The following is a 25,993-nucleotide window of genomic DNA, read 5'->3' as shown; positions in this document are numbered from 1 at the left end:
ATGGCAAAGATGCAAGCGAATGTGAAGGCTGAAGAACGCGACGACGGCCTCCGTGAAAAAATGATCGCGGTCAATCGCGTGACCAAGGTTGTGAAGGGCGGCCGGATTCTCGGTTTTGCCGCACTGACCGTGGTTGGCGATGGCGATGGCCGCATCGGCATGGGCAAGGGCAAAGCGAAGGAAGTTCCGGTTGCTGTTCAAAAGGCAATGGAACAAGCACGCCGCAACATGTTCAAGGTGCCGTTGAAGAACGGTACGCTGCAACACGAAGTGCACGGTAAGCATGGCGCATCCGCTGTTCTCCTGGCTCCGGCCAAGGACGGTACGGGTGTTATCGCCGGCGGCCCGATGCGCGCAGTGTTCGACGTGATGGGCGTTCAAAACGTTGTGGCGAAGAGCCACGGTTCGACGAATCCGTACAACCTCGTTCGTGCAACACTCGACGGCCTGCGTAAGCAGTCGACGCCGGGTGACATCGCGGCGAAGCGCGGCAAGTCCGTCGAAGATATTTTGGGCTAAGCCAGGTGGTCACCATGTCTGAAAAAACTGTCAAGGTTCAGCTCGTGAAGAGCCTGATTGGGACCCGCGAAACGCATCGTGCAACGGTGCGTGGTCTGGGCCTGCGCCGACTCAACTCGGTCAGCGAACTGCAGGACACGCCGGCAGTGCGCGGGATGATTAACAAGGTCTCGTACCTTGTCAAAGTCCTCAGCTAAGCGGCTGACCAGGGATCAAGGAGTTGAATATGGATTTGAATAACCTCAAGCCGGCAGAAGGCGCGAAGCACGCAAAGCGTCGCGTCGGTCGCGGTATCGGTTCCGGCCTCGGCAAGACTGCAGGTCGTGGTCACAAGGGTCAGAAATCGCGTTCGGGCGGCTTTCATAAAGTCGGCTTCGAAGGCGGCCAGATGCCTTTGCAACGTCGTCTGCCGAAGCGTGGCTTTAGCTCGCTGACGCGTGAGTTCGTTGGTGAAGTGCGCCTGTCGGATATCGAAAAGCTGCCGGTCGACGAAGTCGATTTGTTGGCTTTGAAGCAAGCCGGTCTGCTCGGCGTGCTCATTACGAGCGCAAAGATCATCAAGACGGGCGAACTGACGCGCAAGATCACGGTTAAGGGCCTCACCGCTACGAAGGGTGCTCGTGCTGCGATCGAAGCCGCTGGCGGCTCGTTCGCTGAGTAACGTGCGCGTGTTGTCGTTGTTAGCGAAAGCATCGGAGAAGGTTCTTGGCTAATAGCCCGAGTCTCGCAAAATCCGGTCGAAGCGCTGCGAAGTTCGGCGATTTGCGTCGGCGTGCAATGTTCTTGCTGCTGGCGCTGATCGTCTACCGTATCGGTGCGCATATTCCGGTGCCGGGTATCGACCCGGATCAGCTGGCGAAGCTTTTCCAGAGTCAGTCAGGCGGCATCCTTGGCATGTTCAACATGTTCTCGGGTGGCGCACTGTCCAGGTTCACGATCTTCGCGCTTGGGATCATGCCGTACATCTCGGCGTCGATCATCATGCAGCTGCTCTCGATCGTTTCGCCGCAAATGGAAGCGCTGAAGAAAGAAGGGCAGGCAGGACAACGGAAGATCACGCAGTACACGCGTTACTTCACAGTTGTGCTGGCTACGTTCCAGGCGTTTGGTATTGCGGTGGCGCTGGAAAATCAGGCTGGGCTCGTTATCGATCCTGGCATGGTGTTCCGGTTGACGACGGTAGTGACGTTGGTGACCGGCACGATGTTCCTGATGTGGCTGGGTGAGCAGATCACGGAACGCGGACTGGGCAACGGCATTTCGATCATCATTTTCGGCGGTATTGCGGCGGGTTTCCCGAACGCAATCGGTGGTCTCTTTGAGCTGGTTCGCACCGGCTCCATGAGTATCATCTCGGCGATCATCATCGTCGTGCTGATTGCGGCGGTTACGTTCGTGGTGGTTTTCATCGAACGCGGCCAGCGCAAGATCCTGGTGAACTACGCAAAGCGTCAGGTCGGAAACAAGATTTACGGCGGTCAGTCTTCGCATTTGCCGCTGAAGTTGAACATGTCGGGTGTGATTCCGCCGATCTTCGCGTCGTCGATCATCCTCTTCCCGGCAACTATTCTGAACTGGTTCAGTTCAGGTACGCGGACCGGCTGGTTCGCGAACACGCTGCACAACGTTGCCGAGGCGCTCAAGCCTGGCCAGCCGGTGTACGTGTTGCTGTACGCGATGGCGATCGTTTTCTTCTGCTTCTTCTACACCGCGCTGGTGTTCAACAGCAGAGAAACGGCCGACAACCTGAAGAAGAGTGGTGCATTCGTTCCCGGGATTCGTCCGGGCGACCAGACGGCGCGGTATATCGATCGGATCCTGACGCGTTTGACGCTGGCTGGTGCGATCTACATCGTGTTCGTTTGCTTGCTGCCAGAGTTCCTGGTGCTGCGTTGGAACGTACCGTTTTACTTCGGTGGAACATCACTGCTGATCATTGTGGTGGTCACGATGGATTTCATGGCGCAGGTTCAGTCTTACGTCATGTCGCAACAGTATGAATCGCTGCTCAAGAAGGCGAACTTCAAAGGCAGCAACGTCCCGATGCGCTGATAAGGACCGTGGTCAGGGGCGGCACGAGTTGAAGGATAGCTCTGCCGTCACTGGATACAGATCCGGGCGACAAGGTAACGGTTGAGTTGACCCCTTGCGATCTGTCTCGTACACGGATCGTGTTACGGGCGAAGTGATTTGAAAAAAGGGTAATATCATGAAAGTGATGGCATCGGTTAAGCGCATTTGCCGCAATTGCAAGATCATCAAGCGCAAGGGCGTTGTGCGCGTGATTTGCAGCTCTGATCCGCGCCACAAACAGCGTCAAGGCTGAACGCCGCGCTTTTGCTTGCGCTTTTTGTTTGAGGAAAAACAATGGCTCGTATCGCAGGGGTTAACATCCCGAATCACCAGCATACTGAAATCGGCCTCACGGCAATTTTCGGTGTAGGCCGCACGCGCGCACGCAACATTTGCGTCTCGTCTGGTGTGGAGTTTTCGAAGAAGGTCAAAGACCTCACTGACGCAGACCTCGAAAAGCTGCGAGAAGAAGTGGGTAAGTTCATCGTAGAAGGCGACCTGCGTCGCGAAGTGACGATGAATATCAAGCGCCTGATGGACTTGGGCTGCTACCGTGGCGTTCGCCATCGCAAGGGCTTGCCCATGCGTGGACAGCGCACACGTACGAATGCCCGTACCCGCAAGGGTCCGCGTCGTGCAGCGCAATCGCTGAAGAAGTAAGCGGAATATAGTTACAGGAAAACGTAATGGCTAAGGCTTCGAACAACTCCGCGGCGCAACGCGTTCGCAAGAAGGTCAAGAAGAACGTCGCCGAGGGCGTAGTTCACGTTCACGCGTCGTTCAACAACACCATCATCACGATCACCGATCGCCAGGGCAATGCACTCGCCTGGGCTACGTCGGGTGGCCAGGGCTTCAAGGGATCGCGTAAATCGACCCCGTTTGCAGCTCAGGTCGCAGCCGAATCGGCTGGCCGCGTGGCGATGGAATACGGCGTGAAGAACCTCGAAGTGCGGATCAAGGGCCCCGGTCCTGGCCGTGAATCGGCGGTGCGTGCGCTGCATGGTCTTGGCATCAAGATCACCGCAATCTCCGACGTGACACCGGTTCCGCACAACGGTTGCCGTCCGCCGAAGCGTCGTCGTATCTAAGGCGTCGCGTAACGCTTTGACCTGTTGACGCTCGCGCGTCGACAGGTTGCTTGCGTTATGAAATCTGCGTTAAGAATACTGACTAAGCCCACCGTTCGATCCATCGAGTTCGAACTAGCGCGAACGTATTTCGCGTGATCAATTATTAAGGATGCAAAGTGGCACGTTATACCGGTCCTAAAGCCAAGCTGTCCCGCCGTGAAGGTACTGATCTTTTCCTGAAGAGCGCACGCCGTTCGCTCGCCGACAAGTGCAAGCTCGACAGCAAGCCGGGTCAGCATGGTCGTACGTCGGGCGCTCGTACGTCTGACTACGGCACGCAGTTGCGCGAAAAGCAAAAAGTCAAGCGCATTTACGGCGTCCTCGAACGTCAGTTCCGCCGTTATTTCGCTGAAGCTGATCGCCGCAAGGGCCCGACGGGCGAAAACCTGCTGCAATTGCTCGAGTCGCGTCTGGACAACGTCGTATACCGCATGGGCTTCGGCTCAACGCGCGCTGAAGCGCGTCAGCTGGTCGGCCACAAGTCGATCACGGTGAACGGCGTAGTGAACAACATTCCGTCGATGCAAGTTAAGGCAGGCGACGTGGTTGCTGTTCGCGAACAGTCGAAGAAGCAAGTCCGTATTCTGGAAGCGCTGAACCTGGCTGAGCAAGGCGGAATGCCGAGCTGGGTGACGGTCGATGCCAAGAAGTTCGAAGGCACGTTCAAAGCCATGCCGGATCGCGCTGACATTGCTGGCGATATCAACGAAAGCCTGATCGTCGAATTGTATTCGCGTTAATCGGATTAGCGGCCGGGGCACCCTGATTGCGGAAGGCAAGGGGTTGCCTCGGCTGTTTATTTTCGGGTTGTCACCGGTCAGCCTTATCGGCGTAACGAGCCGAGGGTATTGAAAAGGAAAACCTATGCAAACCAGTTTGTTGAAGCCCAAGATTATTGCAGTCGAATCGCTTGGCGACAGCCACGCGAAAGTGGTCATGGAGCCGTTCGAACGGGGCTATGGTCACACCTTGGGTAACGCGCTTCGGCGCGTGCTGTTGTCGTCGATGATTGGTTATGCGCCGACCGAAGTGACGATTGCAGGCGTCGTGCATGAGTATTCTACGCTCGACGGCGTGCAAGAAGATGTGGTCAACCTGCTGCTGAATTTGAAGGGCGTCGTTTTCAAGCTGCATAACCGCGACGAAGTCACGGTGACGCTGCGCAAGGACGGCGAAGGTGTTGTTACGGCCGGGGATATCGAACTCGCTCACGATTGCGAAGTCATCAATCCGGGTCACGTGATTGCGCATCTTTCGAAGGGCGGCAAGCTCGACGTTCAGATCAAGATTGAAAAGGGCCGCGGCTATGTGCCGGGCAATGTGCGTCGTTACGGCGAAGATTCGGCGAAGATCATTGGCCGCATCGTGCTGGACGCGTCGTTCTCGCCGGTTCTGCGCGTGAGCTACGCTGTTGAAAGCGCTCGTGTCGAGCAACGTACCGACCTCGACAAGCTCGTGATGAACATCGAAACCAACGGCGTGATTTCGCCCGAGGAAGCGATTCGTCAGTCAGCCCGTATCCTGGTTGACCAGTTGTCGGTGTTCGCGGCTCTGGAAGGCACGGAAGCAGCGGCAGAAGCACCGTCGCGTGCGCCGCAGATCGATCCGATCCTGCTGCGTCCGGTCGATGATCTCGAACTCACGGTTCGTTCGGCGAACTGCCTGAAGGCTGAGAACATCTATTACATCGGCGATTTGATCCAACGCACGGAAAACGAATTGCTGAAGACGCCTAACCTCGGTCGCAAGTCGCTGAACGAGATCAAGGAAGTCTTGGCATCGCGTGGTTTGACGCTGGGCATGAAGCTCGAAAACTGGCCGCCGGCTGGTCTCGACAAGTAAGTACAAGCTGCACGCTTGACTGGCAAAGATGCGGATTTTCCTTTAAAATCCGCATCTTGCTTTTTCTACGACCGGCCCGTGCGCTCGTGAGTTGCCTGAAAAGGCGCTTAAGAGACGTAATAGAAGAGCTGGATCTAAACTTGATTAATCTGGAAATTCAAAATGCGCCATAAACATGGTTTGCGGAAACTGAACCGCACGAGCAGCCACCGTCTGGCTATGCTCCGTAATATGTCGAACTCGCTGATCGAGCACGAAGTCATCAAGACGACGCTGCCGAAAGCCAAAGAACTCCGTAAAGTCGTTGAGCCTCTGATCACGCTCGGCAAGAAGCCGTCGCTGGCAAATCGTCGTCTGGCGTTCAATCGCCTGCGCGATCGTGATTCCGTCGCAAAGCTGTTCGACGTACTCGGCCCGCGTTACGAAACGCGTCCGGGTGGCTACCTGAGCATCCTGAAGTTCGGCTTCCGTCAAGGCGACAACGCGCCGATGGCGCTGGTCATGCTGATGGATCGTCCGGAACTCGCTGAAGCTGACGACGTTCAAGAAGCCGAATAAGATTTTGAGCGGTTGTTGGACAAAAAAGCCAAGCCTTGCTTGGCTTTTTTTACGCTCGGTGGATCTGCTTTAGGGCGCCACACCGCCAGGCCGATCGGCTGAATGTTGGCCGTTGGCTTGCAGTGCTACGATTGCGTCCATATCGACTGCATTGGAGCTTTTCGTGAACACGCCCGTCGTCCTCGTTCTTACGACGCTACCTGACAGTGACGCCGCATCGGTGCTGGCGCAACAGGTTATCGACGCACGGCTCGCAGCCTGTGTGACCGAGCTGGGCATGGTCAAGTCGCGGTATCGGTGGAACGGGAAGGTCGAGGCGGCTGACGAGCTTCAAATGCTCTTCAAGACGAGTCTGGCGCGCGGCGATGAACTCGCGCGGTTCATAGAGTCGAATCATCCTTATGAAACACCTGAAATTGTCTCGTGGCAGGCCGACGCATCGGCGGCCTATGGACATTGGGTCATCGCGGAAACTCAACGTCCTATTAATGTATAAGCCCTTCGATTTTTGCGCGCGCCGTGTTGTCGACGCCGCGCTCATGTTGCTGTCGTGCTTCGTCCTGGTCTTCGGTTCGATTTCGATTACGCATGCCGCCGACGATTTTCTCGATCCGTCCGTCGCCTTCAAATTCAGCGCAAGCGAAAAGCCAGGCGAAATCGATGTGCGATATAAGGTCGCAGACGGCTATTACATGTACCGCGAGCGTTTTGCGTTTGCCGTAAAAAGCGGCACGGCGACGTTGGGCGAAGCACAACTGCCGCCCGGGAAAGTCCACTTCGATCAAACCTTCAACAAGGACGTGGAGACCTATCGCGGAGAACTGCTGATCCGGATCCCGGTGAAACAGGCATCAGGTCCGTTCGACATTGTGGTGACGTCGCAAGGATGCGCCGATCAGGGTATCTGCTATCCGCCTGCGGATCATGTTTATCACGTGACTGGCGCTGCGTTGCAGGCGGCCGGTTCTGCAGGCGCGCTCACGCCCGCAACCAGCGTCAGTGACGTACCTTGGTACGACCGCGCGACCAACGCGGACTACGCGCAATCGCTGCTTGAAAGCGGCGGTTTTTTTGCGATCGTCGGGTTGTACTTCGTTGCGGGCGTCGTGTTGAGCTTGCTGCCGTGCTCCTATCCGATGATCCCGATCCTTTCGGCAATCATCATCGGCGAAGGTGCACGCGTTACGCGGTCGCGCGGGTTCGGGTTATCGGCCGCGTATGTGTTCGGCATGGCGCTCGTGTACACCGCGCTCGGCGTGCTCGCGGCGATGATCGGACAAAGCCTCGGCGCATGGCTCCAGAATCCTTGGGTACTCGGCGCATTCGGCGTGCTGCTCGCGGTCTTTGCGCTGACGTTGATCGCCGGCATGGATATCGCCCTGCCCGCGCGCTGGCAGAACAGCGTCAACGAGGCCTCGCAGAAGCGTTCGGGCGGGAAGGTCGTAGCCGTGATCGTCATGGGCGCGCTGTCGGCGCTCGTGGTCGGTGCGTGCATGACTGCGCCGCTTTTTGCCGTACTGGCGTTCATCGCGCATACGGGCAACGCGTTTCTCGGCGGCGCTGCGCTCTTTTCGATGGGTGTCGGACTCGGTGTGCCGCTCCTCATCATCGGCCTCGGCGCCGGGACGTTGCTGCCGCGCGCCGGCAACTGGATGGACGGCGTCAAGGTTTTCTTCGGCGTGATCCTGCTCGCAGCGGCCTTGTGGATCGTCTGGCCGGTCCTGGGCGCCGTCGTACAGATGGCGCTGGCTGCGTTGTGGCTGCTGATTGCTGCGGCCGAGCTCGGGTTGTTTTCGTCGGGTGCAGCAGGGATATCTGTCTGGAGGCGGCTCGGACGTGGATTCGGTGCGCTGCTCGCCATTTGGGGCGCGGCGCTGCTTGTGGGCCTCGCTGCCGGGTCGACCGACCCGCTGCGTCCCCTTGCCGTCTTCACGGCTCGCGCCGGTGCCGGAACAGCGGTCGCCACGCAAGCATCGGCTCCGGGCGAAACCTTCGCGCCGGTGAAGTCATTGGAGCAACTTGATCTCGCGGTGAAAGCCGCTGGACGTCCGGCAATGCTCGATTTCTACGCCGACTGGTGCGTCTCGTGCAAAGAGATGGAACACCTCACGTTCAGTGATTCGAGAGTGCGCGCACGCTTGGCACGGCTCAATCTCCTGCGCGCGGATGTGACTGCGAACAATACCGACGACCAAGCCCTGCTCAAGCGTTTCAAGCTTTTCGGACCGCCGGGCATCATCTTCTTCGATGCCCAGGGCAATGAAGTCGCACGCGTAGTAGGCTACGAATCGGCCGACAAGTTTTTGCAGAGCCTCGACAAGCTTGGGGCGCCTACGACGTAGAACATTAACGGTACGGAAAACGAAAAAGGCGACGCATTGCGTAGCCTTTTTCGTTCCCATCATGCCGACTATTTCGAAGCCCGCAGAATCCGGGCAGCGTCCAAAGCAAAGTACGTGAGCACGCCATCTGCTCCCGCGCGCTTGAACGCCAGCAGCGATTCCATCATGGTCTTGTCGTGATCGAGCCAGCCATTTTGCGCGGCGGCCTTGATCATGGCGTACTCACCGCTGACCTGATACGCATAAGTCGGAAAACGAAACTCCTCCTTCACGCGATACACAATGTCCAGGTACGGCATGCCCGGCTTGACCATCACCATGTCGGCGCCTTCTTCAATGTCCATGCGGACTTCGCGCATGGCTTCATCGGAATTGGACGGGTCCATCTGGTAGGTCATCTTGTTGCTCTTGCCGAGATTCGTGGCCGAGCCGACGGCATCGCGGAACGGACCATAGAACGCCGATGCGAACTTCGCCGCGTACGCCATGATGCGTGTGTGCACGTGGCTATCGCTTTCGAGCATTTCGCGGATCGCACCGATACGCCCATCCATCATGTCCGAAGGCGCGACGATATCCACGCCCGCTTCAGCTTGCGTACGAGCCTGGTCGACGAGAATCTCGCTGGTTTCGTCGTTGATGACGTAGCCTTGTTCGTCCAGGACGCCGTCCTGGCCGTGGCTGGTGTACGGGTCCAGCGCGACATCGGTGAGCACGCCCAGTTCGGGGAAGTGCTTCTTCAACTCGCGCACGGCGCGCGGAATGAGGCCCTCGGGGTTGGTCGCCTCGCGGCCGTCGGGCGTCTTCAGCGACGGCTCGATGGCGGGGAAGAGCGAAATAACCGGCACACCCAGTTCCATGCACTGCTCGGCGACTTTCATCAGCAGGTCGACGGACGTGCGCTCGACGCCTGGCATTGAAGGCACGGCCTGACGCAGATTCGTCCCCTCGACGATGAACACCGGATAGATCAAGTCGTTGGTCGACAAGAGGTTTTCACGCATCAGGCGGCGCGAAAAGTCGTCCCGGCGCATGCGGCGCGGACGATGATGCGGATAAAAGCTCATGACGTGTACTCGGGAATTTTTGAAATTGGGAAATTAACGGGAAGAGGCGGCTCGGCCAGATGGCGCGTGCGTCGGAGGCGGCTGAGACGCCAGGCGGGGCAGCTCCAGAACCATTTCGAGACAATGGTATATCATACCGATCGAGTGAGGCGCCTGGCGCCGACCTCCCCGCTTCTCCTCCCTGAGCGGGTGCCTGTGGTGATTCGTAAAGGATTCGATCAGGCTGTTTGACCCGCCGTCATGCGGCGGGTTTTTTTATGGCAGGAACGTGGACAGCTGGAAACGGGCTTACTGCGCCTCGTCTGCCGGGTCGCTTTCTTCAATCGCCTTGGGAATCAGCCAGCTTTCGATCTTCTCGTGCGCTTCGTCGAGGCCAACGCGCTTTAGTGCCGAAAAGAGCTGGACCGTCAGTTCGCCGCGATATCCGGACGCCGTATATTCCTCGAACGCTTTCTTGGTCGCGCGCAGCGTATTGATGCTTTCCTGACGCGTCAATTTGTCGCATTTCGTCAATAACGCGTGAATTGGCTTGCCGGTGGGCGCAAACCATTCGAGCATGATCTTGTCGAGCTCGGTCAGCGGGCGGCGCGAATCCATCATCAGGATCATGCCGACCAACTGGGCGCGGCTTTGCAAGTACGTGGACAACAACGCCTGCCAGTGCAGCTTCGCGTTGCCTGACACTTCGGCATAACCGTAGCCCGGCAAGTCCACTACGTGGGCCTTGGGCTGGTCTGCCGGGCCGATGGCGAAGTAGTTGATGTGCTGGGTGCGCCCGGGCGTCTTGCTCGCGAACGCGAGCCGCTTCTGATTGCACAGCAGGTTGATGGCCGTTGACTTGCCGGCGTTCGAGCGTCCAGCGAACGCGATCTCCGGCTGCGGCGTGGGAGGCAGATCGCGTAAGTGATTGACCGTTGTAAAGAAACGGGCTTGATGGAGCAGGAATGACGACATGGGAAGACCGAAAGTGAAATTCTGTGGAAACTCGAGCTGTAAGGAGCCACTGAATACTGGGCTTGCCCCGACTGGCGTCTTTGCGTTTAGCGAGTTATTGTACAATACGACGGTCGTACGAAGACCAGCCAGGGCACGCAAGACCCAAGCGGGATAAGGAGTGAGACAGGTTTGAAGGCAGATTTCGGGGCGCGCGGCGGGTGATCTTTTTGCCCGTACCGAACTCGTATCGCGTCCCCTGTCGGGTGTCTTGCAGTGCATCGGTAACCGTCGTTTTGCAGAACCTCACAATTCTCACAAGACGAATAACAGGGTACGCGAATGAACCGACTGTACAAGACTCTGATGGCCTTGGAATTAGCAGCAGCATTCGGAGCGGGGTTGGTGGGCTGGACACTCACGGCGCAGACGGTCAATGCAGCGGAGCCCGCAGCGGCCGCTGCGCCTGCCAAGCCCGATATAGCGCGGGGTCAGGCGATTGCCACTCAGGTCTGCGCTTCGTGTCACGGAGCAGATGGCAACAGCGCCGGCGGCGCGTTTCCGAAGCTCGCGGGTCAGCATGCCGAGTACATCGTCAAGCAGTTGAAGGATTACAAGACGCAGCCGGGCGCGAAAGAGCCGGCGCGCAAGAACGCGATCATGGCCGGTATGGCGGCCGCTTTGAACGATCAGGACATGGTCAACGTGGCTGCGTATTTTGAGACGCAGAAAGCGAAGCCCGGTTACGCGCGGGACAAGAACACCGTGCCGCTCGGGATGAAGATTTATCGTGGCGGCATAACGGATAGAGCTGTTCCCGCTTGCGCCGCGTGTCACGGTGCAACAGGTATGGGCGTGCCGGTTCAGTATCCGCGCTTGTCGGGGCAGTGGTCCGATTACACGGCGGCGCAGCTCACCGCGTTCGCCCAAGGAACACGCAACAACAGCGAGCCCATGCATACCATTGCGTTGCGCCTGAATGAAGCGGAAGTAAAGGCGGTGGCGGACTACATCGCGGGATTGCATTGAAGTAGTAATCTGCGCCGCGCGAGGGTCTGCTTTAAGATGCGCGCAGCGTCGTCCGGACGTCACAAGCGTCCGGCATAGTGCGAACCCAGCATACATAAGCATCACGAAGCCGGTCCAGCGAGACCGGCGTGCAAATAAGAAAAAGGGTGGGACGCCGGTCTGGTGCCGGTGCGTCTCCACCCTTTTTTGCTGTTCAGCCGGAGTTTGAATGAGCGTCACCACGTCGGGATTGCAGTCGAAGTCGAGCCGTAGCAGCGTACGTCATGCCATCGAAACAATCAGCTCGATGCGCTTTGCCATCGCGCTGCTTGTGATTCTTGCGATAGCAAGCATCATCGGGACCGTGCTTACGCAGGAAGATCCGTACCCGAATTACGTCAACCAGTTCGGTCCGTTCTGGGCGGATATTTTCCGCGGCCTGAGCCTCTACAACGTGTACAGCGCGTGGTGGTTCATGCTGATCCTGGTTTTCCTGGTGATCTCGGTGTCGCTGTGCGTGATCCGCAACGGCCCGAAGATGATCGCGGACATGAAGAGCTGGAAGGATCGGGTGCGCGAGGGAAGCCTGCGCGCGTTCCATCACAAGGGCGAATACCCGCCGGTGCCGGACTCGCGCGCCGAGACCGCTGCCAAGTTGCAACGGCTGTCGGGCAAGATGGGCTACAAGTTCAAGACGCTCGAGACGGAAAGCGGCGCCACGCTGATCGCGGCGAAGCGCGGCGCGATGACGAAGCTCGGTTATATCTCGGCGCATCTGGCGATCGTGGTGATCTGTATTGGCGGTTTGCTCGACAGCAACCTGCCCATCAAGCTGCAAATGTGGCTCTTCAACAAAACGCCGATTGCGTCGAATGAGGTCATCAACGACATCCCGGCGTCGCACCGGTTGTCAACGTCGAATCCTACGTTCCGCGGTTACGCCTGGGTGCCGGAAGGGCAGCACGTCGCGACCGCCATCCTGAACCAGCAGGACGGCTCGCTGATCCAGGATCTGCCGTTTTCCATCCAGCTCGATAAATTCATCGTCGACTACTATTCGACGGGTATGCCGAAGCTGTTCGCAAGCGATATCGTCGTGATCGATCATGCGACCGGCAAGCGCATTCCGGCGCGTGTGGAGGTGAACAAGCCGTTCACCTACGACAACATTTCCATCTATCAATCGAGCTTCCAGGACGGCGGCTCCAAACTTTCCTTGACCGCCTGGCCCATGTCCGGCGGCAGCACGAAAACAGTGCCTTTCGAGGGCGCGATTGGCGGAACGGCGCCCATGAGCCCGCAGATCATCGGCGGGCAGGGTGAAAGCGTCGAGTTCACCGATTTCCGCGCGATCAACGTCGAAAACATCACGGACGGCAACGGCACGATCGACGCACGCGGTGTCGGCAAGACGCAAACGCTGCGTCAGGCATTCGACGAACGCCTCGGCTCCGGCGCGAAGACATCGCGGCCGACGGATTTGCGCAACGTGGGGCCATCGGTGCAATACAAGGTGCGCGGCACGGACGGACAGGCGCGTGAGTTCAACAACTACATGCTGCCCGTCGACGTACAAGGCCAGCCGATGTTCCTCGCCGGCATGCGCCTGAGCCCGAACGACCCGTTCCGCTATCTGCGCATCCCCGCCGACGAACAAAGCTCGATCAAACAATGGATGAACCTGCGCGCCGCGCTGGAAACGCCCGCTATGCGAGTCGAAGCGGCGCATCGTTTCGCGCAGCGTTCCGTGCCGGAAGCCAACGCCGACCTGCAGAACCATCTGGAAGAAAGCGCATTGCGCGTGCTGAACCTGTTCGCGGGCGCTGACGAAGCGGGCGTTCCGGCTCAACCCGGCGCAACTGTCGGCGGATTCCAGGCGATCGCGGGTTTCATCGATAAATCGGTGCCGAAGGGCGAGCAGGAAAAAGCGGCCGGCTTATTGCTGCGCATGCTGGAAGGCGCGACGTGGGACTTGTGGCAAATCTCGCGCGCCCAGAACGGCATGCCGGAAGCGCAGGCGGATGCGAAGAACACGCAGTTCGTGCAGTCGTCGATCAATGCGCTTTCAGACAGCTTTTTGTATGGCTCGCCCGTTTTCTTGCAACTTGACTCGTTCAAACAGATCCAGGCGTCGGTGTTCCAGTTGACACGCGCGCCGGGTAAAAAAGTGGTGTATCTTGGCAGCGCCCTGCTGGTACTCGGCATTTTCTCGATGTTTTACGTCCGGGAACGTCGTCTCTGGTTTTGGCTCAAAGATTCGGCAACGGGCGGCACCAGCGTGTTGATGGCAATGTCCACCGCGCGCCGGACGCTCGATTTCGAGAAAGAATTCGCGCAAACGCGCGACGCGATAGGCGCTGCACTCGGTGTCAAATCGCAGCCGGCGGCGCCATCGGCGTCATCGCCAACGTCGGAACCGCCCCCGGACACGAAGTCCGCCGGCTCGCACGATTCAACTCGGTAAGAACATGGACCTCACACAAGCCTCTTCGCAGTCAAAACAGGCGCAGCAGCGCGCGGGCAAAGTACCCGTCGATTCCGACCTGTTCGACGAACGGCCGTTTCTCAAGCGCCTGGGTGTAACCGACTGGCTATTCGCGCTCGCGATGGTCGCCGGCGCGGGTTTCGCGCTGTATCGGTACCACCCGTTCATGAACTATTACGACAAGCTGGTGCTTTGCGCCGCCGTGCCGACGTTCGTGGTGCTCGGGTGGCGCTGGAAACCGGTGCGGCTGCTGATTGCGTGCATTGCGCTGCTGTCGCTGTCGTCGTTGCAACTTTATCACTCGGATCTCGCCCGCGCCGACACCAACTTCTTCTTGAAGTACTTCCTGTCCAGCCAGTCCGCCATCCTCTGGATGAGCGCGCTGCTCGTTCTGGCAACCGTGTTCTACTGGATTGGCCTGGTCACACGATCGGCAACCGGCGGCGCGATCGGCTCGAAGATGACATGGGTGGCCGTGCTTATGGGCTTCACCGGGCTGATGGTGCGCTGGTACGAGTCGTATCTGATCGGCTCGGACGTCGGGCATATCCCCATCTCGAACCTGTATGAAGTGTTCGTGCTGTTCTGCCTGATCACGTCGTTGTTTTATTTGTATTACGAAGAGCATTACAGCACGCGCGCCATGGGCGCGTTCGTGTTGCTCGTGATCAGCGCGGCCGTCGGCTTCCTGATGTGGTATTCGATTTCCCGCGATGCGCAGCAAATCCAGCCACTCGTCCCCGCGCTGCAAAGCTGGTGGATGAAGATCCACGTGCCGGCGAACTTCATCGGATATGGCAGTTTTGCGCTGGCGGCAATGGTCGGCGTGACCTACCTGGTCAAGGAGCGCGGCATTCTGGCGGATCGCCTGCCATCGCTCGAAGTGCTCGACGACGTCATGTACAAGTCGATCGCGGTGGGTTTCGCGTTCTTCACCATCGCGACCATTCTCGGCGCGCTGTGGGCCGCGGAAGCGTGGGGCGGTTACTGGAGCTGGGACCCGAAGGAAACGTGGGCTTTGATCGTCTGGCTGAATTACGCCGCGTGGCTGCACATGCGGTTGATGAAGGGCCTGCGCGGATCGGTTGCTGCATGGTGGGCGCTGACCGGTTTGCTGGTCACGACCTTCGCTTTCCTTGGCGTCAACATGTTCCTCTCCGGACTTCACAGCTACGGCAAGCTGTAACTTTTACGTTAAGCCCAGTTTAAAAACCGCCATGCATGATCTGCTGGCGGTTTTTTTATTGCCAGGGCGGAATACGTGAAACCAAATGGGTGTTTGCCACGAATATAGCTAGTAGAGCGGCAGCGCCCACGCCGGGCGCAACGCATTGAGGAGCATCGAGATGTTGATCAAGAACAATAGCCGTCTTTTCGGCGATGAAATCCCCCGCAGCGAAATTACGCCGCGTGCGTTCTTTGAGAATCGCCGCCGTGTGTTGAAAGCCGCAGGCGCGCTTGCCGCGACCGGTCTGGTCGGCGTCAACGGTGAAGCGTTCGCAACCATGACATCGCCCGATGCAAAGGGCCAGAAGCTCGTGGCGACCACGAACACGAAGTTTGTCGCGATGGACAAGGTCACGCCACTCAAGGACATCACGAGCTACAACAACTTTTACGAATTCGGCACGGACAAGGGTGATCCCGTTCAAAACGCGCATTCGCTGCGCCCGCGTCCGTGGAAGATTTCGGTGGAAGGTGAGGTCAAGAACGCGAAGGTGTATGACATCGATGAAATCCTGAAGCTCGCGCCGCTCGAAGAGCGTATTTACAGGCTGCGGTGCGTGGAAGGCTGGTCGATGGTCATTCCGTGGATCGGCATTCCGCTCGCCGAGATCGTCAAGCGTGCACAGCCGACGGGCAACGCCAAGTTCGTGCAATTCATCTCGCTTGCCGATCCGTCGCAGATGCCGGGATTGTCCACGCCGATTCTCGACTGGCCGTATTCGGAAGGTTTGCGCATGGACGAAGCCATGAACCCGCTGACCTTGCTGACGGTGGGTTTATACGGCGAGGTGCTGCCGAACCAGAACGGCGCGCCCGTGCGGATCGTCGTGCCCTGGAAGTACGGCTTCAAGAGCGCAAAGTCGCTGGTGAAGATTCGTTTCGTCGAGAAAGAGCCGAAGACGAGCTGGAACGAATATGCGCCCGCCGAGTATGGCTTCTACTCGAACGTGAATCCGAACGTCGACCATCCGCGATGGAGCCAGGCGACCGAGCGGCGCATCGGCGAAGACGGATTTTTCACGCCGAAACGCAAGACGTTGATGTTCAATGGTTATGGCGATCAGGTTGCATCGCTGTACCAGGGCATGAACCTCAAGGCCAACTTCTAAGGAGCAACGGATGGCTTCGGCTTCCGATGTAAAGCCCCGACCCGCCGTGCGCACCGCCGCACCGGCCGCAAAGACGAACTGGATCAAGCCGGCAAAAGTCGCTGTATTCCTGGGCGGCGTGTATCCGCTTGCGCGCATTGTCTTGCTTGGATTTACGGGCGGATTGGGCGCGAATCCGATCGAGTTCATCACGCGATCGACCGGTCTCTGGACGCTTGTTTTTCTGTGCATCACGCTTGCTGTGACGCCGGTTCGCCGTCTGACAGGACTCAACGCGCTGCTGCGGTTTCGCCGCATGCTTGGACTGTTCGCGTTCTTCTACGTAGCGCTGCACTTCACAACGTACATCTGGTTCGACAAATGGTTCGATGTCTTCGCCATCCTGAAGGACATCGCCAAGCGGCCGTTCATCATGGTCGGGTTCGCGGCGTTCGTGCTGCTGATTCCGCTCGCGATCACATCGCCGAAAGCGATGGTCAGGAAACTCGGCCGCCGCTGGCAGACGCTGCACAAGCTGATTTACCCGATCGCCGCGCTCGCCATCCTGCATTTCTGGTGGATGAAAGCGGGCAAGCATGATCTGATCTTGCCGAAGATCTATGGGGCGATCGTGGTCGTGTTGCTGGCTTGGCGCGTGATTGTCTGGCTGCGCGGAAGAATGACCAAAGCTCGTACGGCTTGAGGCTGCAAAATGCAAAAAGGGCGACGCCATGCCGAGCGTCGCCCTTTTCTATTGCGCCGAAAACTCACTCCGGAAAGATCGATTCCCCAGCGAACAGATCCTTCACTTCTTCACGTTCACGCACGAGACGCGGGCGTTCGTGATCGACCATCACTTCGGCGGCGCGCGGGCGCGTGTTGTAGTTCGAGCTCATGACGAACCCGTACGCGCCGGCCGAGAAGATCGCAAGCAGGTCGCCTTGTTCGATGGCAAGCGAGCGGTCCTTCCCCAACCAGTCGCCGCTTTCACACACGGGACCGACCACGTCGTAGAGTTCGGCCTTCGCCGCGCTCGTTCCCACCGCTTCAATGCGGTGAAACGCCTGATACATAGCGGGACGCGCGAGGTCGTTCATGGCGGCATCGACGATAGCGAAGTTTTTCTCCGCACCCGGCTTCAGATATTCCACGCGCGTGAGCAACAGCCCCGCGTTGCCAACCAGCGAACGTCCCGGCTCGAAATACACTTCACGCTCGCCATGTCCGCGCTTCTCGATATGCGCGAGCACCGCTTTCACGAATTCACCGATGGCAGGCGGCGTCTCGTCGTCGTAGGTGATGCCGAGTCCACCGCCGACATCGATGTGATGGATCTTCGTCCCGTCTGCTTCGATCTGCTCGACGAGATCAAGCAGCTTGTCGACGGCGTCGAGGTACGGACTCACTTCCGTGATCTGCGAACCGATATGGCAATCGATGCCAATGACATTCAGGTTCGACATGGCCGCGGCTTGCGCGTAGGTCGCGCGTGCGTCGCTGAAGGCTACGCCGAACTTGTTCGACTTCAGACCCGTGGAAATATACGGATGCGTCTTTGCGTCGACATCGGGATTTACGCGCAACGAAACCGGCGCCTTCTTGCCGGCCGACCCGGCGACTTCGTTGAGTGCGTGCAGCTCAGGAATTGACTCGACGTTGAAGCATTTGACGCCGGCATCGAGCGCTTCACGCATTTCCCACACCGACTTGCCCACGCCCGAAAACACGGTGTTTTCCGCCTTGCCGCCCGCTGCAAGCACGCGCGCCAGTTCCCCTGACGAGACGATGTCGAAGCCCGCGCCCAAACGCGCGAACACGTTCAGCACGGCCAGATTGCTGTTTGCTTTCACCGCGACGTGGATGGTGGCGCGGCGGCCTTTGCACGCATCGGCGTAAGCTTGATAGGCGTCGGTCAGCGCGCTGCGCGAGTACACGTACAGCGGCGTGCCGAACTGTTCGGCTAACGATGCCGCCGAAACGCCTTCGACTTGAAGCACGCCATCGGCGCGCGAGAATATGGATTGGGTCATGACTTTTCTGGTCCGGCTGACGCGCACGCGTCATTTGAATCGCGCTATGAATTGCACAAACAGTCGCACAAACAATCGCAAACGCGGCGTGGCAAAAATTTAGTCGCCGGCTGACGCGGCCTTGGGTACTGACGCGGACGGTTTCAAATTGTCGTCGGGCGAGAGCGAAAGGGCTTCGCCGGAGGTGTCGGGGACGTCACCGGAGTCGAATGCCGACGATGCCGCGGCCGGTGCGACGGCATGGGTTGCGGGCAACGGCGGCATGCTGGCGGGACGCGGCGGAATGGGCGGAACGGCGGGCATATACAGCGGTCCGCGCTGACCACACGCGGTGAGCAGCGTCCCGGCGGAAATGGCCAAAGCCGCTACAATCGCGCTCATCCTGAAGACGACTTGCATCACTGTCCCTGAATAATTAATCGACGGAGTTTAGCATGACCGACAACGAATACCTGACGCTCGCCGAGGCCGCGCTGGCGGCCATTGAGCGCGATGTGGACAGCCTGGATGCCGACGTGGAATTCGAGCGCAGCGGCAATGTGCTCACGCTGGAATTCGAAAATCGCACGAAGCTGATCGTCAATTTGCAGCCGCCGATGCACGAGTTGTGGCTTGCGGCGAAATCGGGCGGATTCCACTACAAATATGTGGACGGCGCGTGGCGCAATACGCGCGATGGCAGCGAGTTTTTCGAGGCGCTCAGTCAGTGCGCAAGCGAACAGGCCGGCGAGCCGGTCCGCTTTTCAGCCTGAACCCGGTTTCAAATCAAGCTCAGGCCGGCGCGTCTTCACGTCTTCAATTGCCGCCCTTGAACAGATTCATGATGTCCTGCTTTTCCTGGTCGCCGACCTGAGGTGCGGGCGCTGCCGGCGATGCGCCGCTCGCACTTTCCGGCGGCGCCTGGCTCACGCCGATGGTCGCAACGAATCCATGTCCCGGCGTGAGGTCATCGAAATACAGCTCGCCGCCAAGCGACACCACGTCGGGCGGCATGCTCGACTTGTACTCCGGCACGCCGCGCAATGCCCGGCTCATATATTCCATCCACACTGGTAACGCGAGTCCGCCGCCCGTTTCCTTGTCGCCGAGACTGCGCGGCGAGTCGTAGCCAATCCACGAAATCGCGACCAGCGAATGCTGGTATCCGGCGAACCAGGCGTCGTGCGAGTCGTTGGTCGTTCCGGTCTTGCCCGCGAGATCCGAGCGCTTCAACTGGTTGGTGCGCGCGCCGGTACCGCGTTGTGCCACGCTTTGCAGCAGGCTGTTCATCACGTATGCGTTACGCGGCGTGATGGCGAGCGGTGCACTTTCGCCGGCAACCAGCGGTTGCGGATGCGAGACCACCGCGCCACGAGGGTCGGTGATATCGGCGATCAGATACGGATTCACACGATACCCGCCGTTTGCAAACACCGAATAACCCGTCGCCATCTGCAGCGGGGTGACCTGGCCGGCGCCCAGCGCCATGGGCAGATAGGCGGGCTGGCGCGCGGCATCGAATCCAAACTTCGTCACGTAGCCCTGCGCGTACTTCGTGCCGATGTTGTTCAGGATGCGGATGGACACCAGGTTCTTCGACTTCATCAGCGCGGTACGCATGGGCATGGGTCCGTCGAACCCGCCGCCGTAGTTCTTCGGTTCCCACGCCTGGCCGCCTGTTTCTCCGGCGCTGAAATAAAGCGGCGCGTCGTTGATGATGGTCGCGGGCGACAAGCCTTTCTCAAGCGATGCCGAATAGATGAAAGGCTTGAAGCTCGAACCCGGCTGGCGCCACGCCTGTGTGACGTGGTTGAACTTGTTCTTGTTGAAATCGAAGCCGCCGACAAGCGCGCGGATTGCGCCGTCCTGCGGCACGACGGAAACGAACGCGCCTTCCACCTGCGGAAGCTGCGTGATGATCCAGTTGTCGTCTTCGTTTTTCATCAGGCGCACGATGGCGCCAGGGCGCAGGCGCTGACTCGGCTGCGCGCGCGTGCTGAGCGCGCTCGCGACGAAGCGCAAATCGTTGCCTTCAACCGTGGCCACGTTGCCATCGATAAAACTCGCCTTTACCTGCTTCACGTTCGCCGAGGTCACGACGGCTGCAACAATCTCGCCGTTGTCCGGATGGTCGACGAGCGCGTCGTCAATCGCCTGTTCGCGATCGTCGGCATCAGCCGGCAAATCGATGAAACCTTCCGGCCCCCGGTACCCATGCCGGTGTTCATAATCCATCAGGCCTTTTCGCAGCGCACGGTAGGCCGCGTCCTGATCGGCGGAATCGATGGTCGTCACCACGTTCAGCCCACGCGTATAAGCCTCTTCCCGATACTGCGCATACATCATCTGGCGGACCATTTCAGCCACGTACTCGGCGTGCACGCTGAACTCACGTCCCGCGCCTTTCACCACCAGCGGCTGCTTCGCGGCTTCCTCGTACTGTTCCCGCGTGATGTAACGCAACTCGTACATGCGCTCGAGAATGTACTGCTGGCGAACCTTCGCGCGCTTCGGGTTGACGACTGGGTTGTACGCCGACGGCGCTTTGGGCAGGCCGGCGAGCATTGCGGCCTCAGCGAGCGTGATGTCCTTGATGTCCTTGCCGAAATAAACCCGGGCGGCGCTCGCGAAACCGTATGCACGCTGTCCCAGGTAGATCTGGTTCATGTAGACCTCGAGAATCTGGTCCTTGGTGAGCGCCCGCTCGATCTTGTACGCGAGGAGCATTTCGTAAATCTTGCGCGTATAGGTTTTTTCGCTCGACAGGAAGAAATTGCGCGCGACCTGCATGGTGATCGTGCTCGCACCTTGCGATGCATGGCCGTTCGTCAATGCAACCGCGCCGGCACGCAGGATGCCGGTCACGTCGACGCCGCCGTGATCGTAGAAACGGGCGTCCTCGATGGCGAGCACCGCTTTCTTGAGATAGTCCGGCACGTCCTGGATGCGCACCACGCTGCGCCGTTCCTCGCCGAATTCTCCAATCAGCACGTGATCCGCCGTGTACACGCGCAGCGGCACTTTCGGACGGTAGTCAGTGAGCGCGTCGAGCGACGGCAGGTTCGGCTGCGCCACGACGAGCGCGTAACCCAAGACGAGTACGGCGCTGGCGATCAATCCAAAAATGCAAATCATCAGCCCGAGCAGAAGCCTGATCCAGAGCGGACGGCGCTTGCCAGGTTCGGACTGACGGGACGGCGGGGACGACGGAGACTGAGATTGCATGGCACCACCAAAAAACGGTCCCGCGATTATAGCCGCCCGACTTTGCGGCTTTCGGCCGGCTTACTCGGGTGTTGCGCGGAGGTCTCGGAAGCGATGATTTTTGTCGGAATAAGCGTTGACTGAATGACCAAGTCTAACGTTTGCGGCGCGCGCATTGGCGCCAGAATGCCGCCGTTTTAAACCGGCCGGGACCTTGACGTTAGCCACTTGGCTGAGTGGTGACAACCACGCCTGCTGCCCACAATTCTTCCATTGCCAGCGCCCGAACGGTTCGGTGCGCGGCCGGACAGGAGAGGTAGAGCATGGGTGCGCAGACGGCGTTGCGTGGATCAGTGGTGACGGTGACCCGGCGGTTCGCTGCGGGTATCGATATAACCGAGCGGGCGGTGCGACTGGCCGTGGTCAGCAAGCGGCTGCAGGCCAACCGGCCGGTTTGCGTCGAGCGGCTGGAAGAGGTCTTGTTGCCGAGGGGGGCGGTGGTCAGCGGCGATTTCGTCGATGGTGCTGCGATCTCCGCGGCGTTGCGCGAAGCGTTTTCGCGGCTGCCGGCGCGGGGCGCGCTGCGCTCGCTGCGTTGTGCGATGGCGTTGCCTGCATCGGCGACGCTCACCACGCGGGTATTGCTTGAAAAGCTGTCGAATGAAAAGCAGAAGCTTGGTCACGATCCACGCGGCGTGCTCGAGCCGGCCGTGCTGGCCGAGGCCGAGCGCCTGGCGGGTATCGAACGTGGGGCGCTGTCTGTGGACTGGTCGATCTACGAGCGTGACGACGGTGCGACCGAGGTCTCCATCGCAGCCACGGCCCGGCGCTACGTGGAGTCGCGCGTAGAGGCCGCGGCGGGCGCCGACATTGTGCTGAGCGCCATCGATGGCGAGCCGGGCGCCGCCTTGCGTGCGTTGTGCTATTCGGCTGCGATGGAAATCGACCGGGAGGAGCGGTTTGTCGCGTGCTGGATCGAGAGCTCGGGGCTGCATGCGTGGGTTATCGGCGAGGATGGCGTGGAGAACGAGATGCGGTATCCATCGCCGGAATACTCGAGCGCGATCGAGGCGTTGACAGATCTCGTCGGCAATGGGCCTCGCGTGCACTGGATTTATGTGGGCGGGGATATTGAGCTGCTGAATCGGGCGGGGGTGTCTACACAAATGCTGACGGTCACGTTCGGATGCCCGGTCATGCCATTCGAATGCGCGCCGTTTTGCAATGGAGCGCAGCGTGTGGACGACCGCCTCGCGCATTCGCCCTTGTTCGCCGTTGCGCTGGGACTCGGACTGCGTGAGGTGATGCCATGAGCGCGGCTGGTTTGCATGCTTTTAATTTGCTGCCTTATCGGCCGGGCGCGCGGCGTCGTGCGCGCAATCGTGCGTTGGCGTTGCTCGCCGGCGCGAGCGTTGCCGGATGTGGCGCGGTCGGCGCAATGGCCGGATGGGAGGCGCTGACGCGTGCTCATCTGGATGAGCAACGTGTGGCGCTCGATCAGGCGTTGGCCAGGTTGAGCGCGCCTTTGGCGGAGCACGCGCGTCTGGCCGAGCGGGAAGCCTTGGGCAAGCGCGCCGAAAGTGCCGCCGTGCCGATCGCCGAGCCGCGTGCGCGATTTCTCGGTTTGCTCGACGCGCTGGCGCAAGGGGCATCGCAGGGTAGGGTTGGTTTGCAGCGCGTGACGCAGCGAGTGAGCGAAGTCGAGCTTGCCGCGAGTGCACCGGATTCCCACACCGCTGCAGCGTGGCTCAAGGCGCTTGAAGATGTGCCGGGCGTGGGTGCTGTCGAGGTTGTCGAAATGCGCCGGCGAGTCGTTTCGCCTGTGAAAAACGTGCGGGTGGACAGGTCCGGCGCTTACGACTTCATCGCGCTCGTGCGATGGGCGGATGGCGTTGGGAGTGCCAAGAACGCGAAACCGTTGAAGGCTGGCAAGCGGGCGCTCTCACCATCGGCTTCCAAACCTGGCGTCCGGAGCAGCACGCGATGAAACCTTCATATGCCAACCTTCTTGCGCTCCTCTCCGAGCCACTCGATGCCTGGAGCAACTTTCGACTTGCAGTGACGGGCGTTGTCGTGGTCGCGCTGGTGTTTGCATTGGGCACTACGCTATGGCGCTCATCCGATATGGGCGGCACGCAAGCAAGCCGCTCGGCGCTGGATGACGCCAGGCATCGGCTTGACCGTGCCCGCACAGTGACCAACGAATTGCCGGCGATGCGCACGCGCTCGGGCGAGGACGCACGCCGATCACGCTGGACCGTCGCTGACGCGCTTCACGAGATCACCGCGCTCGCCGCTCAAAGCGGATTGCGGATCGGAACCATAGAACCATCGGTGCAAAAGGGCGAGGGCCTCGAGAGCGAGCGGCCGCTGCGGTTTCGCGCGGAAGGTTCGTTTGGTGAGATCCGGCGTTTCATGGAAGCGCTCGAGGGGCTGCCGCGTCTGGTCGTACCCGCTGACGTGCAGATCAAACGGGACGTATTGGTTAGCAATTCGCTCGGCCTGGACGCAACGCTGCGGGTCTTTGAGGACCTGCCGGCTGTTGCACGTCCAGAACCGTCGCGGCGGGACGCATTCGCCATTGACCCCTTCGGCGTGAAAAACGGCACCGGCCCCGGCGATGCAGGCGCGATGCTTCTGGTCGGCACGCTGCGGAGCCGAAGCCGTTCCATGGCGCTGCTGGAAACCGCTGCGGGCATCGACGGATATACACCGGGTCAAGCGGTCGGCGACGAATGGCTCGGCAGCGTGCGTGCGCGCTCGATCGATTTGCGTCGTAGCGATGGCGTCGTGCGGACGATTGCTTTTGCCGAGGATCGGCCATGAGGTGCATGCGTGTAATGGCACAGGCGGAGCGCGGGGTTTGTCGCCGGATGATTGCCTGGAGCAGCGCGTCAATCCTGTTGCTGCAGTCTGCTGGCGTGGACGCCGCGATTGCTCCGCTCCCGCCCTTGCCGGCCAGCTTTCCGTTGACGCTGCCCACCGATCAGTTCGCCGAGGACACATCGGCGGACGTTCCAGCGGAGCCGTCCGGGGAGGATGGCGCGTGGCTCGCTCCGGCGAAGGGCGCTGCGCCCGCCATAGCCCCTTCCACCCCCGATGCCCCGCCGCTCGAAGGCCCGCCCACGCCTTTGCCGCCCATGGAGCGCATGAGCCGTAGCGCGCCTGATCGCGCAGATGCGGCCAACGACGATGGCAAACCGATCTCGCTCAACCTGAAGAATGCGGACCTCGGCGCGGTACTGCAGACGTTCGCGAAGTTCTCAGGGGTGAATATCGTGGCGAGTGACAAGATTCGCGGGCAAGTATCGATCAATCTGATCGATGTCCCCTGGCGGCGCGCGTTCGATACGCTTCTCGACGTCCACGGCCTTGCAATGGAGCGCCACGGCGACGTGATCTGGGTCGCGCCGATGGCCGAACTCGCGGCGCGCGAGCGTCTGCGCTACGAGGCCCATGCGCGTGCCGCGGACCTGGAGCCGCTTGGCAGCCGTACGTTTGTCCTGCGCTACCCGCGCGCCGACGACGTCAGGAAGCTGCTTACCGGCTCGGGCAACCAGCGGGTGTTGTCGAAGCGCGGTTCCGTCATGGCCGACGCACGCACGAACCTGCTGTTCGTCACGGACCTTGATGCACGCGTCGCGGAGATCGCCGAGCTGATCGCGCGGATCGACCAGCCGACGCCACAAGTGATGATCGAGGCGCGCATCGTGGAAGGTGAAACCGGGTTTTCGCGCAACCTGGGCGCGAGGCTGTCGATGATAGCCACCGGCGAGGGCACCGCGCGCGGGCTGGTAGCGGGTACGGACGGCGCGGTGCTCGATCTGTCGGCGCGGCCTATCGGCGGATTCGATGCAGCCACCGCCGGCCTCACGCTTTTCGCCGCCCAGGCGACGCGGCTGCTGAACATCGAGCTGAGCGCACTCGAAACGGAAGGGCGCGGCGAGATCGTGTCGAGCCCGCGCGTGGTCACGGCCGATCGCGTGAAAGCGATTGTCGAGCAGGGCACGGAATTGCCGTATCAGGCGAAGGTCGGCAACGGCGTGTCGGGCGTGCAATTTCGCCGCGCGGCGCTGAAACTGGAGGTCGAACCGCAAATCACGCCGCATGGGCATGTGATCCTGGACCTGGATGTATCGAAGGATAGTGTCGGCGAGCAGACTGCCGCGGGGCCTGCGATCAACACAAAACACGTGCAGACCCGAGTGGAAGTGGAGGACGGCGGCACGGTGGCGATCGGCGGAATATATTCGAGCGACGAGCGCGACGACGTCACCCGCGTCCCGTTGCTCGGTAAAATCCCGGGACTGGGCTGGCTTTTTCGTCACACCGCGCGCCGGAATTCGCGCAGCGAACTGGTCATTTTTATCACCCCGCACATCGTCCCGGCGCGCTTGTGAAGGTCGCCGCAAAGCCTGTGGCAAGCCTTCGGCGAGGCTTTCCGGCTCGACAAAGCGGCCCTTTTGCCTTTAAGCTCCCGCACGAACGGGACCAGAATCGGGACC

Annotated in this window: 27 protein-coding genes and 1 pseudogene; 23 read left to right on the top strand and 5 right to left on the bottom strand. The window is 60.1% G+C overall.

What is annotated here, in order from left to right:
* From rpsE to dsbD, 13 genes and pseudogenes are all read left to right on the top strand, one after another.
* Entirely contained in the window at positions 1-519 is a 519-nt protein-coding gene (gene rpsE / locus AX768_RS14160) for a 30S ribosomal protein S5 (RefSeq protein WP_031361566.1), read from the top strand.
* Between the two features lie 14 nt (positions 520-533).
* Entirely contained in the window at positions 534-716 is a 183-nt protein-coding gene (rpmD, locus tag AX768_RS14155) for a 50S ribosomal protein L30 (RefSeq protein WP_056355429.1), read from the top strand.
* A gap of 29 nt (positions 717-745) precedes the next feature.
* Positions 746-1,180: a 50S ribosomal protein L15 gene (rplO, locus tag AX768_RS14150; protein WP_062000486.1), complete on the top strand. Its 435-nt coding sequence runs from the start codon at positions 746-748 to the stop codon at positions 1,178-1,180.
* A 44-nt stretch (positions 1,181-1,224) separates the two neighbouring features.
* Positions 1,225-2,571: a preprotein translocase subunit SecY gene (gene secY / locus AX768_RS14145; protein WP_062000485.1), complete on the top strand. Its 1,347-nt coding sequence runs from the start codon at positions 1,225-1,227 to the stop codon at positions 2,569-2,571.
* Positions 2,572-2,633: 62 nt separating this feature from the next.
* Positions 2,634-2,708: pseudogene (gene infA / locus AX768_RS32795) on the top strand (translation initiation factor IF-1); the annotation flags it as partial.
* Between the two features lie 20 nt (positions 2,709-2,728).
* Complete coding sequence (rpmJ, locus tag AX768_RS14140) at positions 2,729-2,845, top strand: 50S ribosomal protein L36 (RefSeq protein ID WP_004199844.1); 117 nt, start codon at positions 2,729-2,731, stop codon at positions 2,843-2,845.
* Between the two features lie 41 nt (positions 2,846-2,886).
* Positions 2,887-3,252, top strand: coding sequence for a 30S ribosomal protein S13 (gene rpsM / locus AX768_RS14135; protein WP_062000484.1), 366 nt, complete (start codon positions 2,887-2,889; stop codon positions 3,250-3,252).
* A 26-nt stretch (positions 3,253-3,278) separates the two neighbouring features.
* A complete protein-coding gene (rpsK, locus tag AX768_RS14130; protein ID WP_006052224.1) occupies positions 3,279-3,683 on the top strand; it encodes a 30S ribosomal protein S11 in 405 nt (134 codons plus the stop codon).
* A gap of 158 nt (positions 3,684-3,841) precedes the next feature.
* Complete coding sequence (gene rpsD, locus AX768_RS14125; RefSeq protein WP_062000483.1) at positions 3,842-4,465, top strand: 30S ribosomal protein S4; 624 nt, start codon at positions 3,842-3,844, stop codon at positions 4,463-4,465.
* Between the two features lie 124 nt (positions 4,466-4,589).
* Entirely contained in the window at positions 4,590-5,567 is a 978-nt protein-coding gene (locus AX768_RS14120) for a DNA-directed RNA polymerase subunit alpha (protein ID WP_062000482.1), read from the top strand.
* Between the two features lie 162 nt (positions 5,568-5,729).
* The gene (rplQ, locus tag AX768_RS14115; RefSeq protein ID WP_056355441.1) at positions 5,730-6,125 is read left to right on the top strand and encodes a 50S ribosomal protein L17; all 396 of its coding nucleotides are present in this window, start codon (positions 5,730-5,732) and stop codon (positions 6,123-6,125) included.
* 163 nt (positions 6,126-6,288) lie between these two features.
* A complete protein-coding gene (cutA, locus tag AX768_RS14110) occupies positions 6,289-6,621 on the top strand; it encodes a divalent-cation tolerance protein CutA (protein WP_062000999.1) in 333 nt (110 codons plus the stop codon).
* Positions 6,614-8,467: a protein-disulfide reductase DsbD gene (dsbD, locus tag AX768_RS14105; protein WP_082778837.1), complete on the top strand. Its 1,854-nt coding sequence runs from the start codon at positions 6,614-6,616 to the stop codon at positions 8,465-8,467. The genes cutA and dsbD overlap by 8 nt, the downstream gene beginning before the upstream one ends.
* Positions 8,468-8,535: 68 nt before the next feature.
* Here the strand turns inward: dsbD and hemB are convergent, their stop codons facing one another.
* A complete protein-coding gene (gene hemB, locus AX768_RS14100) occupies positions 8,536-9,534 on the bottom strand; it encodes a porphobilinogen synthase (RefSeq protein ID WP_062000481.1) in 999 nt (332 codons plus the stop codon).
* Positions 9,535-9,822: 288 nt separating this feature from the next.
* Positions 9,823-10,488, bottom strand: coding sequence for a ribosome biogenesis GTP-binding protein YihA/YsxC (gene yihA, locus AX768_RS14095; RefSeq protein WP_056355450.1), 666 nt, complete (start codon positions 10,486-10,488; stop codon positions 9,823-9,825).
* Between the two features lie 321 nt (positions 10,489-10,809).
* On the opposite strand from yihA, the gene AX768_RS14090 reads away from it, so the two are divergent.
* From AX768_RS14090 to msrQ, 5 genes are all read left to right on the top strand, one after another.
* Positions 10,810-11,496, top strand: coding sequence for a c-type cytochrome (locus tag AX768_RS14090; protein WP_062000480.1), 687 nt, complete (start codon positions 10,810-10,812; stop codon positions 11,494-11,496).
* A 208-nt stretch (positions 11,497-11,704) separates the two neighbouring features.
* Positions 11,705-13,939 (top strand): cytochrome c biogenesis protein ResB, encoded by a 2,235-nt coding sequence (locus AX768_RS14085; protein WP_062000479.1) that lies wholly within the window; start codon positions 11,705-11,707, stop codon positions 13,937-13,939.
* Between the two features lie 4 nt (positions 13,940-13,943).
* Positions 13,944-15,146 (top strand): c-type cytochrome biogenesis protein CcsB, encoded by a 1,203-nt coding sequence (ccsB, locus tag AX768_RS14080; RefSeq protein WP_062000478.1) that lies wholly within the window; start codon positions 13,944-13,946, stop codon positions 15,144-15,146.
* 160 nt (positions 15,147-15,306) lie between these two features.
* Positions 15,307-16,296, top strand: a complete 990-nt coding sequence (gene msrP, locus AX768_RS14075; protein WP_062000477.1) for a protein-methionine-sulfoxide reductase catalytic subunit MsrP — start codon at positions 15,307-15,309, stop codon at positions 16,294-16,296.
* Between the two features lie 10 nt (positions 16,297-16,306).
* On the top strand, positions 16,307-16,978 hold the full coding sequence (msrQ, locus tag AX768_RS14070) for a protein-methionine-sulfoxide reductase heme-binding subunit MsrQ (RefSeq protein ID WP_062000476.1): 672 nt from the start codon (positions 16,307-16,309) through the stop codon (positions 16,976-16,978).
* A 64-nt stretch (positions 16,979-17,042) separates the two neighbouring features.
* Here the strand turns inward: msrQ and lysA are convergent, their stop codons facing one another.
* A complete protein-coding gene (gene lysA / locus AX768_RS14065; RefSeq protein WP_062000475.1) occupies positions 17,043-18,305 on the bottom strand; it encodes a diaminopimelate decarboxylase in 1,263 nt (420 codons plus the stop codon).
* 99 nt (positions 18,306-18,404) lie between these two features.
* The gene (gene lptM, locus AX768_RS14060; protein ID WP_062000474.1) at positions 18,405-18,704 is read right to left on the bottom strand and encodes an LPS translocon maturation chaperone LptM; all 300 of its coding nucleotides are present in this window, start codon (positions 18,702-18,704) and stop codon (positions 18,405-18,407) included.
* 35 nt (positions 18,705-18,739) lie between these two features.
* On the opposite strand from lptM, the gene cyaY reads away from it, so the two are divergent.
* Positions 18,740-19,057, top strand: coding sequence for an iron donor protein CyaY (gene cyaY, locus AX768_RS14055; RefSeq protein ID WP_062000473.1), 318 nt, complete (start codon positions 18,740-18,742; stop codon positions 19,055-19,057).
* Between the two features lie 43 nt (positions 19,058-19,100).
* On the opposite strand, the gene AX768_RS14050 is transcribed toward cyaY, so the two are convergent.
* Complete coding sequence (locus AX768_RS14050) at positions 19,101-21,509, bottom strand: penicillin-binding protein 1A (protein WP_062000472.1); 2,409 nt, start codon at positions 21,507-21,509, stop codon at positions 19,101-19,103.
* Between the two features lie 302 nt (positions 21,510-21,811).
* Between AX768_RS14050 and pilM the strand changes: the two genes are divergently transcribed.
* The 4 genes from pilM to AX768_RS14030 are packed head-to-tail and all read left to right on the top strand — an operon-like array spanning position 21,812 to position 25,888.
* Positions 21,812-22,801, top strand: coding sequence for a type IV pilus biogenesis protein PilM (pilM, locus tag AX768_RS14045; RefSeq protein WP_062000471.1), 990 nt, complete (start codon positions 21,812-21,814; stop codon positions 22,799-22,801).
* Positions 22,798-23,475: a hypothetical protein gene (locus tag AX768_RS14040; RefSeq protein WP_062000470.1), complete on the top strand. Its 678-nt coding sequence runs from the start codon at positions 22,798-22,800 to the stop codon at positions 23,473-23,475. Before pilM ends, AX768_RS14040 begins: the two co-directional genes overlap by 4 nt.
* Entirely contained in the window at positions 23,472-24,314 is an 843-nt protein-coding gene (pilO, locus tag AX768_RS14035) for a type 4a pilus biogenesis protein PilO (RefSeq protein ID WP_062000469.1), read from the top strand. Before AX768_RS14040 ends, pilO begins: the two co-directional genes overlap by 4 nt.
* 14 nt (positions 24,315-24,328) lie before the next feature.
* Positions 24,329-25,888, top strand: a complete 1,560-nt coding sequence (locus tag AX768_RS14030; protein WP_062000468.1) for a type IV pilus secretin PilQ — start codon at positions 24,329-24,331, stop codon at positions 25,886-25,888.
* The last annotated feature ends 105 nt before the right edge of the window (positions 25,889-25,993 follow it).

The sequence above is a fragment of the Burkholderia sp. PAMC 28687 genome (assembly GCF_001577465.1).
Classification (GTDB): Bacteria; Pseudomonadota; Gammaproteobacteria; order Burkholderiales; family Burkholderiaceae; genus Caballeronia.
This window is presented reverse-complemented; position numbering and strand designations above follow the sequence as displayed.